The organism is Burkholderia sp. Ac-20353, assembly GCF_017104785.1.
In the GTDB taxonomy this organism is placed as follows: Bacteria; Pseudomonadota; Gammaproteobacteria; order Burkholderiales; family Burkholderiaceae; genus Burkholderia.
Map to the genome: position 1 here is coordinate 1 of NZ_JAAGPL010000105.1, position 13,941 is coordinate 13,941.

The 13,941-nt window shown below is 68.2% G+C and carries 11 protein-coding genes; 7 read left to right on the forward strand and 4 right to left on the reverse strand.

What is annotated here, in order from left to right; all coding sequences use genetic code 11:
* The 3 genes from G3N94_RS25750 to G3N94_RS25760 form a co-directional block, all read left to right on the forward strand.
* On the forward strand, positions 1-483 hold a 483-nt coding region (locus tag G3N94_RS25750), incomplete at its 5' end, for an alpha/beta hydrolase (protein ID WP_205795369.1).
* Positions 480-1,604: a bifunctional 3,4-dihydroxy-2-butanone-4-phosphate synthase/GTP cyclohydrolase II gene (gene ribBA, locus G3N94_RS25755; RefSeq protein ID WP_205795370.1), complete on the forward strand. Its 1,125-nt coding sequence runs from the start codon at positions 480-482 to the stop codon at positions 1,602-1,604. The genes G3N94_RS25750 and ribBA, both read left to right, overlap by 4 nt.
* Positions 1,605-1,944: 340 nt before the next feature.
* A complete protein-coding gene (locus G3N94_RS25760) occupies positions 1,945-3,180 on the forward strand; it encodes an NADH:flavin oxidoreductase (RefSeq protein WP_205795371.1) in 1,236 nt (411 codons plus the stop codon).
* 79 nt (positions 3,181-3,259) lie between these two features.
* Here G3N94_RS25760 and G3N94_RS25765 read toward each other — a convergent pair whose 3' ends face one another.
* Entirely contained in the window at positions 3,260-4,387 is a 1,128-nt protein-coding gene (locus tag G3N94_RS25765) for a VOC family protein (RefSeq protein ID WP_205795372.1), read from the reverse strand.
* 381 nt (positions 4,388-4,768) lie between these two features.
* Between G3N94_RS25765 and shiA the strand changes: the two genes are divergently transcribed.
* Together shiA and G3N94_RS25775 are read left to right on the forward strand one after the other, a co-directional pair.
* On the forward strand, positions 4,769-6,088 hold the full coding sequence (gene shiA / locus G3N94_RS25770) for a shikimate transporter (RefSeq protein WP_205795373.1): 1,320 nt from the start codon (positions 4,769-4,771) through the stop codon (positions 6,086-6,088).
* Positions 6,089-6,275: 187 nt separating this feature from the next.
* Positions 6,276-7,577: a UDP-N-acetylglucosamine 1-carboxyvinyltransferase gene (locus G3N94_RS25775; protein WP_124597392.1), complete on the forward strand. Its 1,302-nt coding sequence runs from the start codon at positions 6,276-6,278 to the stop codon at positions 7,575-7,577.
* Between the two features lie 94 nt (positions 7,578-7,671).
* On the opposite strand, the gene G3N94_RS25780 is transcribed toward G3N94_RS25775, so the two are convergent.
* A complete protein-coding gene (locus G3N94_RS25780) occupies positions 7,672-8,088 on the reverse strand; it encodes a hypothetical protein (RefSeq protein ID WP_241022072.1) in 417 nt (138 codons plus the stop codon).
* Positions 8,089-8,402: 314 nt separating this feature from the next.
* On the opposite strand from G3N94_RS25780, the gene G3N94_RS25785 reads away from it, so the two are divergent.
* Both G3N94_RS25785 and G3N94_RS25790 read left to right on the forward strand, forming a co-directional pair.
* Entirely contained in the window at positions 8,403-8,798 is a 396-nt protein-coding gene (locus G3N94_RS25785; RefSeq protein ID WP_205795374.1) for a DUF4440 domain-containing protein, read from the forward strand.
* Between the two features lie 108 nt (positions 8,799-8,906).
* Positions 8,907-9,677 (forward strand): IclR family transcriptional regulator C-terminal domain-containing protein, encoded by a 771-nt coding sequence (locus G3N94_RS25790; RefSeq protein WP_205795375.1) that lies wholly within the window; start codon positions 8,907-8,909, stop codon positions 9,675-9,677.
* Positions 9,678-9,720: 43 nt separating this feature from the next.
* On the opposite strand, the gene G3N94_RS25795 is transcribed toward G3N94_RS25790, so the two are convergent.
* Together G3N94_RS25795 and G3N94_RS25800 are read right to left on the reverse strand one after the other, a co-directional pair.
* On the reverse strand, positions 9,721-12,021 hold the full coding sequence (locus G3N94_RS25795; RefSeq protein WP_205795376.1) for a helicase C-terminal domain-containing protein: 2,301 nt from the start codon (positions 12,019-12,021) through the stop codon (positions 9,721-9,723).
* Positions 12,018-13,757: a VRR-NUC domain-containing protein gene (locus G3N94_RS25800; protein ID WP_205795377.1), complete on the reverse strand. Its 1,740-nt coding sequence runs from the start codon at positions 13,755-13,757 to the stop codon at positions 12,018-12,020. Before G3N94_RS25800 ends, G3N94_RS25795 begins: the two co-directional genes overlap by 4 nt.
* Positions 13,758-13,941 lie beyond the last annotated feature (184 nt).

The window sequence follows — 13,941 nt, forward strand, 5'->3', positions numbered from 1 at the left end:
CGCGACAGCGCGGGCGGCAATCTTGCCGCCGTCGCCGCGCTGCAGCTGCGCGGCTCGGGCATCCGGATCGCGCATCAGCTGCTGCTGTACCCCGTCGTCGATTGCGCGACCGAGCATCCGTCATACGAATCGCTCGGCAACGGCTACTTCCTCACCGCGGACATGATGCGCTGGTTCAAGCGCCACTATTTCGATGACGATGCGGACCGCGCATCGCCGCTCGCGAGCCCGATTGCCGCGCACGATCTCGCCGGCCTGCCGCCCGCGACGATCGTCAGCGCCGAATTCGATCCGCTGCGCGACGAAGCCGAAGCGTATGCGGCGCGCGTCGCACAGGCCGGCACACCGGTCACGCTCGTGCGCTGGCCCGGTCAGTTGCATGGCTTCGCGAGCATGCTCGGCGCGATTGACGCCGCCGATCGCGCACTGACGTTCGCAGCCGACGCATTGCGCCGCGCGTTCGCGGCACCGGAGGCGCGATGACGCTCGCGAGCACCCGGGAGATCGTCGACGAACTGCGCGCGGGCCGCATGGTGCTGCTCGTCGACGAAGAGGATCGCGAGAACGAAGGCGACCTCGTGATCGCGGCCGACCACGTGACACCCGACGCGATCAACTTCATGGCGCGTTTCGGGCGCGGCCTGATCTGCCTGACGCTGACCGCCGAACGCTGCGCGCAGCTCCGGCTGCCGCCGATGGCCGATCACAACGGCACGCCGTTCGGCACCGCGTTCACGGTGAGCATCGAGGCGGCCGACGGCGTGACGACCGGCATCTCGGCCGCCGACCGCGCGCATACGATCCGCACCGCCGTGCGCGCCAGCGCGCGGCCCGACGATCTCGTGCAGCCCGGCCACGTGTTCCCGATCGCCGCGCGGCCAGGTGGCGTGCTCGTCCGCGCGGGGCACACCGAGGCCGGCTGCGACCTCGCGGCGCTCGCGGACCTCACGCCGGCCGCGGTGATCTGTGAAGTGATGAACGACGACGGCACGATGGCGCGGCTGCCCGAGCTGCGCGCGTTCGCCGCCCATCACGGTCTGAAGATCGGCACGATTGCCGACCTGATCCACTACCGGCGCGAACACGAGTCGCTCGTCGAGCGCGTTGGCGAGCGGCCGCTGCACACGCCGTGGGGACGTTTCCGCGCGATCGAGTATCGCGACACCGTGCACGGCACGCCGCATCTCGCGCTCGTGCGCGGCGAGCCCGATCCGGCGACGCCCGTGCTGACGCGCGTGCACGAATGCCATTCGCTGCTCGACCTGCTCGATGCCGAGCCGTCCGCGCATTCGTGGCCGCTGCACGCGGCGCTGCAGCGGATCGACGCGGCCGGCTGCGGGGTCGCGGTGCTGCTCGATTGCGACCTGCGCAGCGACCACGCGCGCGCGCCGGCGGGCGGCGGACGCCGCGACGGGCGCGCGACCGGCATCGGCTCGCAGATCCTGCGCGATCTCGGCGTGCGACGGCTGAACGTGCTGTCGAGCCCGTTCCGGCTGCCCGCGCTGTCGGGGCACGATCTGGAGATCATGGCGTTCATCCCGCTCGGCGACGACGATCCGGAAACGGCGCGGCTCGTGCCGGCGCTCGGGCGGCGGGCCGCGTGAGCGTCGACAGGATTTTCGCAATACAACCTATTGCTTGTTTTTTCGAAATACATGCAATGGGCTGTTAATTCCGAATACAGTCGCCCGGCCGCAGCCGCCGACGCGCGCAAGCCGCTGCCGGATGCCGCGAAGGCGCCGGTTGGCATGCGCGCAATGGGCCGTTGACGTCGCTGCACGACTGGCAATCTGACCCTCTCGAGTCACCAGCGAGACTCGCGGACAAAGCAGCAAGTGAACCGTCATCCCGCTACGTGCCCACGCCCTCATCCACCCGGACGATGCGCGCTCCCGCCAGCGCCGCACAATGCATCGCGTGTCCGATCCTTTCCATCGTCCCGCCATGGCATCCGCCGACCTTTCCACCGCCTTCAGCCCGCTGCGCGTCGGTCCGCTGACGCTGCGCAATCGTGTGATCAAATCCGCGACCAACGAAGGGATGACGCCGGGCGGCGTGCCGTCGCGCGCACTCGTGCAGTTTCACGAACGCATTGCCGAGGGCGGCGCGGCGCTCACGACCGTCGCGTATTGCGCGGTGAGCCCCGACGGCAGGACGTTCGTCGACCAGGCGCAGCTCGACGCGCCAACCGTCACGCATTTCCGCGCGCTGACCGACGCGGTCCATCGCCACGGTGCAGCTGCGTCCGCACAGATCACGCACGGCGGTTGCTTCACGTTCCTGCCCGTGCTGTCGACGCGGCGGCCGCTCAGCGCGTCGGGCGGCTTCAACAAGGTCGGCGTGATGAGCGGCCGGTTCCTGAAGCAGGCGATGACGCGCGACCAGATGACAGCCGTTGCGGCCGAGTTCGCGCAGGCCGCCCGCCACGCGCGCGATGCGGGTTTCGACGCGGTCGAGATCCACATGGGCCACGGCTACCTGCTGAGCCAGTTCCTGTCCCCGCTCTACAACCGCCGCCGCGACGCTTACGGCGGCGATGCTGTGCGGCGCGCGGCGTTTCCGGTCGAGGTGCTGCGGCGCGTGCTCGACGCGGTAGGCCGGGATCTCGCGGTGGTCTGCAAGATCGGCGTGACCGAAGGCGTGCGCGGCGGCGGCACGGCCGACGACGCGTGCGACGTCGCGCGGCGGCTCGAAGCCGAGGGCGCGCAACTGCTCGTGCTGAGCGGCGGGATGAACGTCGAATCGGTATGGCAACTGTTCGGCAGTCCGCTGCCCGGCGACGCGCGCGCGAATGCCGACAACGCGATCGTGCGCGCCGCGATGGCGCTGCAGAAGCTCACCGAGCCGAAGCTGGGCGCATTTCGCGAGCTGTATTTTCTCGAGCACTCGCGCAAGGTCCGCGCGGCGGTCCGGATGCCGCTCGCGTATCTCGGTGGCGTGCGCTCGCGCGACAACGTCGCCCGCGCGCTGCACGACGGCTTCGACGCGGTGGCGATGGCGCGCGCGCTCGTGTTCGAGCCGGACTTCGTGAATCGGCTGCGCGACGGCCGCAGCGAGCGGTCGGGCTGCACGTCGTGCAACCGCTGCGTCGTGTCGATGTATACGCCAGGCGGCACGTCGTGCGCGCTGCAGCAGCCGAACGATCCCGCGCCGAACCGGCTGCCGGCCGCGGACAGCTGAACGCCGGGCAACCCAAGTGGCGTCGCGCCAGCCCTGCGACAGCCGACACGCGGCCGAGCGCGCAGGCGTGGCGCTGCCGTCAGCCGGCGTCGCGTGCCCGCGCGAGCGCGGCGAGGTTCCCTTCGCCGAACCCGTGGTGCCCGTGGCGCTGGACGATCTCGAAAAAGATCTCGCCCGGCCGCCGCTTGACGAAAGTCTGGAAAAACAGCCGCGGCGGACCGTCGCCGTCCGTCTCGCCGTCGACCAGCACCGCGCGCTGGCGCAGTGCGTCGAGGTCGAGGCCGTGGCCCGGCAGCCGCGCGTCGACCTCGTCGTAGTAGCGCGCAGGCGGCTCGATGAATTCGACGCCGTTCTCGCGCAGCGCATCGACGCTTGCCAGGATGTCGTCGGTCGCGAGCGCGACGTGCTGGACGCCCTCGCCCGGATGGTCGGGCAGGTACGCGTGCATCAGCTCGGTTCGCCGCGTGCCCTCCTCGTACACGGGAATCCGCACCGCGCCGCACGGCGACACCATCACGCGCGACTCTTCCGATACATGCCAGTGCGCGTCGATTTGGTGGATTTCGCGGAAATACAGCAGGTCGTGATAGAAATCCAGCCATTCCTGCATCCGCCCGGCGCCGACCGTCTGCGTGAAGTGGTCGACCTGCTGCAGCCCGACGCCTTCGAATTCGAGATCGGTATGCGCGGTGGCGACGTCGATCGGCTGGAAGTCGATGTCGAAGATCGAGATGTCGCCGACGCCGCCGCGCTGGCCGCCGCGCCCCCGCCAGCGGTCGACGAAATACAGGTGCGAATCGCCGATGCCCTGGATCGCCGGAATCCGCAACTCGCCGACGCCGAGCCGCTCGCCCTCGAACGCCCACGCGCCGAGTTCGAGCGCGCGCTCGAATGCGCGCCGCGCATTCCCGACCCGCAGGCCGATCGCGCAGACGCCCATCCCGTACTCTTCCGCATAGCGCGCGGCGAACGAATCCGGCTCCGCGTTGATCAGGAAATTCATCTGGCCTTGCCGGTACAGCGTGACGGCCTTGCTGACGTGTCGCGCGATCGCCTTGAAGCCGAGCTGCTCGAAGCGTTGCGCTAGCGCGTCCGGCACCGGCGCCGCGAACTCGACGAACTCGAGGCCGGCCATCCCGAGCGGGTTGGCGGCCGGATCGTCGACAGGCGGCGTGTCGCTGGACAGGGGGGGATGATTGCCGAGCATTCCAGTCTCCGGGGACAAGCAGGTCGATGACAGTGCGCCGGTGCCGCATCGCGGCCCGGCCGCGCGGCCGACGGACAACCTGCCCGCGCCGCGCTGCGTTTTTTAATCGTGCAGATTTTAACCAAACCGTTCATGACCGCACACCTCGGCCGAACGGACAGTCACGGATGCCAGTGCACCGAGCCGGCCGCCCGGCTTGGTGCAAACCCGCAATTCGTTCGATCAGCGCACGGATTTGAACGATAATCGCGCACTTTTGCCGATCGGCCGATTGCCGCAACGCGGCGCGGGCCCTATGCTCCGTTCACCCAACGCCTTCAATGCAGCATCGGACGCGGCACCGCCACGATTCCATGATGCGCCGTGCCAGGAGACCTCGCCATGCCCCCCGCCGCTTTTGACACCTTCGACACCCTCGACACCGCCGGCATCGCTCGCGCGAAAAGCCAGGCCCGCAAGGCCGCGATCGGCAGCTTCGTCGGCGCGGTCGTCGACTGGTACGACTTCCTGCTGTACGGGATCGTCGCCGCGCTCGTGTTCAATTCCGCGTTCTTCCCGCAGGTCAGCGCGACGATGGGCACGCTGGCCGCGTTCGCGACGTTCGGCGTCGGCTTCCTGTTCCGGCCGCTCGGCGGCGTCGTGTTCGGCCACTACGGCGACCGGCTCGGCCGCAAGCGGATGCTCGTGCTGACCGTGATGTTGATGGGATTGTCGACCGTCGCGATCGGCCTGCTGCCGACCTATGCGACGATCGGCTGGTGGGCGCCCGTGCTGCTCGTCGCGATGCGCGCGCTGCAGGGCTTCGCGGTCGGAGGCGAATGGGGCGGCGCGGCACTGATGGCCGTCGAAAGCGCGCCGCAGAAGAAAAAGGCGTTCTACAGCAGCGGCGTGCAGGTCGGCTACGGCGTCGGGCTCGTGCTCGCGACCGGCATCGTGTCGATCCTGAACCACACGCTCGGCGAGGCCGCGTTCAAGTCGTGGGCCTGGCGCCTGCCGTTCGTGTTCAGCATCGTGCTGGTGCTGATCGGCCTGTGGGTGCGCAAGAGCATGGACGAATCGCAGGAGTTCGTCGAGAAGGTCGAGCACTCGAACCGCAAGCTGCGCCTGCCCGTGCTGGAAGCGCTGACGCGTCATCCGAAGGCATTCCTGCTGATCGTCGCGCTGCGTCTCGCCGAGCTGTTCACGATGTACATCGTCACCGCGTTCGCGCTCAGCTACTCGACGACCAACCTCGGCATGTCGCGCGACCTGTTCCTGAACATCGGCCTGCTGGTCGGCGCGGTGAGCTGCGTGACGATCCCGTGCTTCGCGTGGCTCGCCGACCGCTTCGGCCTGCGCCGCATCTACCTGGTCGGCGCGCTGATCGGCCTCGCGTCCGCGGTGCCGTTCTTCGTCGCGCTCGAAGCGCGTTCGATTGCGTGGATCGTGATCTTCTCGATCCTGCTTGCGAACGCCGCGCACGACATGGTCGTGAGCGTCCAGCAGCCGCTCTTCACCGAACTGTTCGGCGCCGAATACCGCTATAGCGGCGCGGGGGTCGGCTACCAGTTCGCGAGCGTGGTCGGCGGCGGCTTCACGCCGTTCATCGCGGTCGCGCTCGTCAATTTCGGCGGCGGTTCATGGCATCTCGTCGCGGGCTACCTCGCGGCCGGCTGCCTGATCTCGCTCGTCGTCGCCGCGCGGATGCGGGCCGCGCACTGATTGCCCGGTGCCCGAGCATGACCGGCGGCCGGTACGCCGGTCATGCTCGAGCGAGCCGTCCCGGGCCGACGTCAAACACTGTCAAACCGCGCTCCAATCTCCCGACATCGCATCAACACTTTCCACGGGCACGGCCGACCGATGGCATCATATGGGCCTACGTCAGTCACCGATACGCCCCCATATCATGTCGAATCTCATCGTCCACGGCGGCAACCCGCTGCGCGGCGACATCACGCCGTCCGCCAACAAGAATGCCGTGCTGCCGATCCTGTGCGCCACCCTGCTGACCGACCAGCCGCTGCGGCTCGTCGGCGTGCCGGACATCACCGACGTGCGCAAGATCCTCGACATCTTCCGCACGCTCGGCAGCGACGTGTCGATCGATTTCGCGACCGGCATCCTCGAGCTCCATCACCGCAACACCACGTTTGACCCGGCCGTGCACCGGCTGCCCGAGGCGATGCGCTCGTCGATCATGCTGATCCCGCCGCTGCTCGCGCGCTTTGGCGTCGCCCGTCTCGAGAACGACGTGAAGGGTTGCACGCTCGGCGTGCGCGAGATCGATCCGCACGTCGAGGTGTTCGAGCGTTTCGGCGCGCATATCGAGCGCACGCCCGATTCGCTGATCGTGCGCTCCGATGGTCCGCTGAAGGCGAACGATCACTGGCTCGACTATGCGTCCGTGACGACCACCGAGAATTTCGCGCTGTGCGCGACCGCCGCGGCCGGCACGTCGACGCTGATGAACGCCGCGTCCGAGCCGCACGTGCAGGAGTTCTCGCAGTTCCTCGCGATGCTCGGCGTCGAGATCCACGGCATCGGCACGTCGCGGCTCTGCGTGACCGGCGGCGCCAGGCTCGGCGGCGGCGAATTCCGCTTCGCGGAGGATTTCCACGAGATCGCGACCTTCCTCGCGCTCGGTGCGATCACCGGCGGCGACATCGTCGTGCGCAACTCGTCGCCTGAGCATTTCCCGCTGATCGACCGCACGTTCGCGAAATTCGGCGTGCACGTCACGCACCGCGACGGCTGGTCGCGCGCCGAGCGCGACGGCCCGCTGCGTGTGCGCCGGCCGTTCACGCAGAACATCCTGACCAAGGTCGAAGCCGCGCCGTGGCCGTATCTGCCGGTCGACCTGCTGCCGATCTTCATCGCGCTCGGCGTGCAGGCGGAAGGCAGTGCGATGTTCTGGAACAAGGTCTACGACGGCGCGCTCGGCTGGTCAGGCGAACTGTCGAAGTTCGGCGCGCACGTGCTGCTGTCCGATCCGCATCGGCTGATCACGTTCGGCGGGCTGAAGCTCACGCCCGCGCGCGTCGAGAGCCCGTACATCATCCGCGTCGCGATCGCGCTGCTGATGGTCGCCGCGAGCATCGAGGGACGCTCCGAAATCATGAACGCGCTGCCGATCCGCCGCGCGCATCCGCATTTCGTCGAGAACCTGCGTTCGGTTGGTGCGAACGTCGAGTGGACGAGCAGCGAATGATGTCGTGCCGGCGGCGGCGCACGTGACGTTCGCGCCGCCGCCGGGCTGTTACCGCCATCCCGATTCGACTGGCGGCCTCGATCGGCCGCCGGTGTCACTCTCCTTCCCCGCAATCGACATCGCCCGCGCCCATGTGGTCGAAGCCGTAGAGCATCACCGCGGTCGTGCCACGCACCGGGTTGCTCGGACGCTGCGCCTGACTGCCGTCGAGCGGGCCTGACGGATACTGGACGCTCGTGTCCATCAGGTTCTCGCGCTGCGCCTGCAATTCCGCCTCGGTGAGCTTGCTGCCTTCCGCGCGCGGCAGTCCGAACGCGTTGCGCACCTCGGCTTCGTTCCACGTTCCTTTCAGCGTGACGGTCACCATCTGCAGGTCGCCGTGCTCCCAGTCGAGTTCGACTTTCGTCGCGAGCGGATGCACGCTGGCCGCAAGTCGATCGGGGAATGCCGGGCCTTCATAGTAGGACCCCGTGTTCTTGCATGCGTCGCCGGTGTTCTTGTACTGCTTCAATGCGCAATTTTATTTCCGGCAATACAGGCGAGCGGCCCAAATGCATCGCTGCACGAGCCGATCGATGTCGTCGGGCAGGCAGCCAGCGACGCCCGATCTGATTAGCCGTCCGCCGGAATGATCTGGATGATTCAAACGGCGCCGCGAAAAACAAAATCAAACTCGTCCTATTGCTGAAGTGCGCCGCGCCGGGGATTCTAGCGTGCCCTCTTCTCATTCTGAACAAGACGCTCGCATCTGAAAATTCAAATCGGAAAATGCGTCGAGTTCCGATTCGTCGATATCTTCCGATTCGACAGGATACTTAAGAACCCATGAAAGCAAAATTCGACCTGATGCAAATGCGCGATGTCTGGATTGATGCATACATCCATGGCGACCTCGAACTGACGAACTACGTGGAAAGCCCGCAATTCTTCGTGAAACATGGCGGCTCGATGATCACGAAACAACAGCGACTCGCCCGGATGCGAGCGCATGCGGCCGAGCAAGCTTCGCGCATGTCGGGCATGAGATACGAGGACGAAACCCGGCACGTCTCCGAACAGGGAGAATGGGCAACCGTATCGGGCATCGGTGCGATGCGAAAGAACGGAATGATTCGTGCGCGCTACAAGTTTCTCGAGTTATGGCTGATCAACGACGGGCGTTGGCAAGTTGCCGCCTTGTGCTACGAGCATATGGAAATCGACCGCGAACACGATTCCTGATCGAACCTTGCAGCCGCCATACTCGACGGACCATCAATTCCCGATCGATTCGCGCGATAATCGCCCACTCCCGCGCGATCACCGCGCCACCTCGACGATCTTGCCCAGATGAAAAAGGCCGAACTCGACAAGCGCGACTGGATAGCCGGCCTCGAAAAAGGCCTGATGATCCTCGAGGCATTCGACAGCCAGCACGCGCGCATGACGCCGACCCAGGCCGCCGCGCGCACGGGTCTCACGCGCACCGCTGCGCGGCGCTACCTGCTGACGCTCGAATCGCTCGGCTACGTGTACACGGACGGCAAGCTGTACGGCCTCACGCCACGCGTGCTGCGGGTCGGCTGGTCGTATTTTGACTCGGCGCGCCTGCCGCGCACCGTCCAGCCGTATCTGCAGCAACTGAGCGCGACGCTGAACGAATCCGCGTACGTAAGCGTGCTCGACGAATGGGAACTGGTGTTCATTGCGCGCAACGGCGTGTCGCGCGTGATGACGACGGGCTTCGTGCTCGGCGCGCGCGTGCCGGCGCCGCTGACCTCGCCAGGCGTCGTACTGCTCGCGCACCAGCCTGACCGCGACGCAGTCCGCGTATGGCTCGACGGCGCGGAACTGCCGCCGTTCACCCCGCATACGATCACCAACAAGGCCCGCCTGCTCGAACAGATCGACCGGGCCCGCGACGACGGGTTCGCGGCGATCGAGCAGCAATTGCAGGTCGGCGTGCGCGGGATCGCAGTGCCGCTGAAGAACCGCCACGGCGAAGTCGTCGCTGCGCTGAGCACCAACATGCCGATCGGCACCGAAACGACCGAGGCCGCCGTGCGGCGTGTGCTGCCGCATCTGCAGGAAACGGCGCTCGCGATGCTGAACGTACTCTGAACGCTGCGCGCGGGGTCCTGCGTCGCCGGCCCGCTCATCGCATTCAGCCGATCCGCCACCAGCGCGGTAGCAGCGCACGCACTTCGCGGCGACGATAGCGGTCGTCGATCAGGTGCACGACGCCCTCGTCTGCCTCGGTGCGAATCACGCGCCCTGCCGCCTGCACGACCTTCTGCAATCCCGGATACAGGTAGATGTAGTCGTAGCCGTTGCCGAAGCGCGCGTCCATCGCACGCCGCATCTGCTCGTTCACGTCGTTCACCTGCGGCAGCCCGAGCGTCGCGATGAACGCGCCGATCAGCCGCTCGCCGGCCAGGTCGACCCCTTCCGAAAACGCACCGCCGAGCACCGCAAAGCCGACGCCGCGCCCGCCCGCATCGAAACGCGCGAGGAACGCGTCGCGCTCGGCCTCGGCCATGCCGGGCGCCTGCGCCCATACGGGCACGTCCGGGTGACGCGCGTGCATCAGTGCGACGACGCGCTGCAGGTAATCGAAGCTGCTCAGGAAGCTCAGGTAATTGCCGGGCCGCTCCGCGTACTGCGCAGCGATCAGGTCGGCGATCGGCTCGAGCGACCGGTCGCGGTCCCGCCAGCGCGTCGATACGTGGGCCGCGACCCGCACGCTGAGCTGCTCCGCGCGGAACGGCCCGTCGACGTCGAGCCAGCCCGTGTCTTCGGGCAGTCCGAGCGTGTCGCGATAGAAAGGGAACGGACTCAGCGTCCCCGAAAACAGCACGGTCGCGCGCGCGGCCGCATAGCGCGGCGCGAGGAACCCGGCCGGGATCACGTTGCGCACGCAGAGCGTCGATTGCGCACGGCGCCGGCGGCCGGCCGGCGCGACACCGTCGAGCGCCGGCTGCCGTGGCAGCGGCTCGCCGTGCAGCGTCACGTCGAAGATCGACGCGTCGTCGAACGCATCCGCGAGCGCGCCGAACTGGATCGCGTCGAAATGAAATCGCAGCAGCGCGTCGCCGTTCGCGCGCGGCGCATCGGCCAGATGCTCGCCGATCGCGGATACGAGGTTCTGCACGGCCGACACGACCGAACCGGGAATATCCGGATACGCGGCATAGCGCGTCTCCTGCGCGCGGCTCAACGCGCCCCACGCGCGGCCGAGCCGCTCGAACGCCTTGCGCAGCACCGCCGGCGCCGCGTCGCGCGCGGCCGCGAAATCGAACGGGTCGAGCGCCGCGCTGTACATCTTGCGCGCCCGGTCGAGCAGGTTGTGCGCCTCGTCGACGAGCACGCCGACCCGCCACTGGTTCTGCTGCGCGAGCGCATGCAGCAGCGCGCTGCCGTCGTAATAGTAGTTGTAGTCGCCGATCACCATGTCGGACCAGCGCGCGAGTTCCTGCGCGAGGTAGTACGGACAGATGTCGTGCGCGAGCGCCGCCGCGCGCACCGTGTCGCGGTCGAGCCGCCCTTTGTCGATCGCCGCGTCGCGCGCTGCCGGGAGCCGGTCGTAGAAGCCGCGCGCGAGCGGGCAGGATTCGCCGTGACACGCGTTGTCCGGGTGCTCGCACGCCTTGTCGCGCGCGACGAGTTCGAGCACGCGCAGCGGCAGCGCCGGCGTGCCCGCGCCGAGCGTCGTCGCCGCGTCGATCGCGAGCGCCCGGCCGGGGGTCTTTGCGGTCAGGAAAAAGATGCGGTCGAGCTCGCCTTCGCCGCAGGCCTTCAGCAGAGGGAACACGGTGCCGAGCGTCTTGCCGATGCCGGTCGGCGCCTGGGCGAGCAGGCAGCGTTCGTCGCGCGCGGCCCGATACACGGCAACCGCCAGTTCGCGCTGGCCGCTGCGGAACTGCCCGTGCGGAAACTGCAGCGCGCGCAGCGCCGCGTCGCGCGCGTCGCGATGCGCGGTTTCGCGTTCGGCCCAGCCGACGAAGCACGCGCACTGCTCGGCGAAGAAAGCCGCGAGCGCGCTCGCCGGCAGCGTTTCCTCGAGCACGGTCTCGCGTTCGGACACGATCTCGAAGTACACGAGCGCAACGGTGATCTCCGCGAGCCCGCGCGTCTCGCACAGCAGATGCGCGTACACCTTTGCCTGCGCCCAATGCAGCGCGCGGTGGTTCGCGGGCATCGCGTCGAGGTCGCCCCGGTAGGTCTTGATTTCCTCGAGCCGGTTCGACACGGGATCGTAGCCGTCCGCGCGGCCGCGCACCGTGAGCATGCCCCACGTGCCCGCCAGCGCAATCTCGGTTTCATAGCGCGCGCCGCGACGCGACGTCACCGTGCCGTGCCCGGCGATCCCCTCGAGCGCGGTCGGCGCGGGCGTGAAGCGCAGGTCGAGATCGCCGCGCCGCGCGGTGAATTCGCACATCGCCCGCACCGCGACGACATAGCTCATGCAGGTAGCCCCGCCGCGTCGGCGTGCGCGACGGTTTCGCCCGCCCATTCGACGTCGACGACCCGCACGGGCATCCCGTGCGCGATGCAGTAGCCGAGCCAGCGGGTCTGGTTGTCCTGCAGCCGGTCGCCGGGCCCTTTCACCTCGATCAGTTCGTAGCGCCGTTCGCCGGGCCAGAACCGGACGAGATCGGGGAGCCCCGAGCGATTGCTGCGAATGTCCGCGACGAGGCGCGCGAACCAGAGACGCAAATGCTCGGGCGGCAGGCAGGCGAGCGCCTCTTCGAGCAATTCCGGGCTGAGCACGCCCCAGAACACGAACGGCGATTGCACGCCCGCCTTCGTCGCGTAATGGTGCCGGATCGTGTCGCGATACGCGCCCGAATCGAGATGCGCGAAACACGCGTCGAACGCGTCCGCGCGGCGCGCGGCGAAATCGGGCGCATGCAGGTCGGCCGGCCCGCGCTGGAACGGATGGAAGAACGCGCCCGGCACGGCCGCGAACACGGGTTCCCAGCACAGCAGGCCGAACAGCGAGTTGATCAGCGTGTTCTCGACATAATGGACCGGCGCGCCGGGTTGCGCGAGATGATCGCGCACCGCGAATTCGACGCTTTCGAACGCGTCGGGCCGCACGAGCACGAGCGTTTCGCGCGGCACGTCCGGCGCGGCGGCAGCCCGCTCGACCGCGCGGCCGAGGCGGCGCTGCAAGCGCGGCAGCATCCGTTCGACGCGCTGCCGCTCCTCGTCGCTTTCGAATGCGTCGCGCGCATCGAGCGCCAGCGCGAGCGCATCGTCGTCACGACCGCAGCGCTCGAGCACGCGGATCCGCCGGTGACGGCTGCCGGGCCACGCGCTGCGCGCATACGCATCGAGCGCGAGCGGCCATGCTTGACGACGCTCACACGCCTGGCCGAGCGTGAACAGCAGCTTCGCGCGGCGCGTCGCGAGCCACGGCTGCACGCATTCGACCGTATCGATCAGGTCGAGGAGCGGGTCGAACGGCGCGTCGTCGGGCCACGCATCGAGCGCGGCGCGGCACGCATGCAGCGCGAGATACGTATCGACGTCGGCGCGCTGCTGGAACGCACGCGACGACGGCGCGAATGGCACGCTTTCGTACTGGAACACGCCGAGATCGGCGAGCACGAATTCGCTCCAGTCCTGGTAGAGGTTGCCGAAGAACATCAGCCGTAACCGGTCGCACAGCGCGCCGACCGTCACGCGCAGCACGTGGTCCCCGGTTGACGGATGGCCGGCCCCGGAATGGTCGCTCGGCGGATCGCCGCCCCCCAGCAACCACCGATCGAACGGCTGCGCGGCATCGTGCGCGGGCCGCAGCAGGTCGAGCCATTCGGTCTTCCGCGCGCCCGCATGCGCGCCGAGCACCGGGAACATTTGCAGCAATTCGGCCTTGGTGGACAGCGAGAACACTTCGTCGAGCGTCAGCGGCGGCGCCGGATCGACCCAGCCGAGCGCGACGAGCGGCGCGGCCGCGTCGACCGCGCAGCCGATCTCGTCGTACCGGAGCTTGCTCGCGCGAAAATCCGGCCCGTTGCGCATCAGCATCCGCACGAGCAGCGCGCGCGACGCCTGCGGCAGCGACGCAAAGGCCTGCAGAAACGCCCGCTCGCTATCGTCGAGCACGTCGTCGTAGCGCTCGTCGAGCCAGGCAAGCGCCCGCTCGAAATTGGTCAGGTAGTAGAACGCCGGAGGTGGCGGCGAAGCGGGTGTCACGGAGCTTGGTCACTGTACGTTTGTACAGGTGCGAATCATAACAAATGTCACGCCGGGAACGGTGACCGACAGGCGTCGGGCTGCGCGTCCCTGCGTGCGCGATGTATGAACCGCGCGCCGCCCGCATTGCCATGCCTCACTCAGGGCCGTCGCAGTTCGGCCGGAGGAATCTCCATCGCCTGCC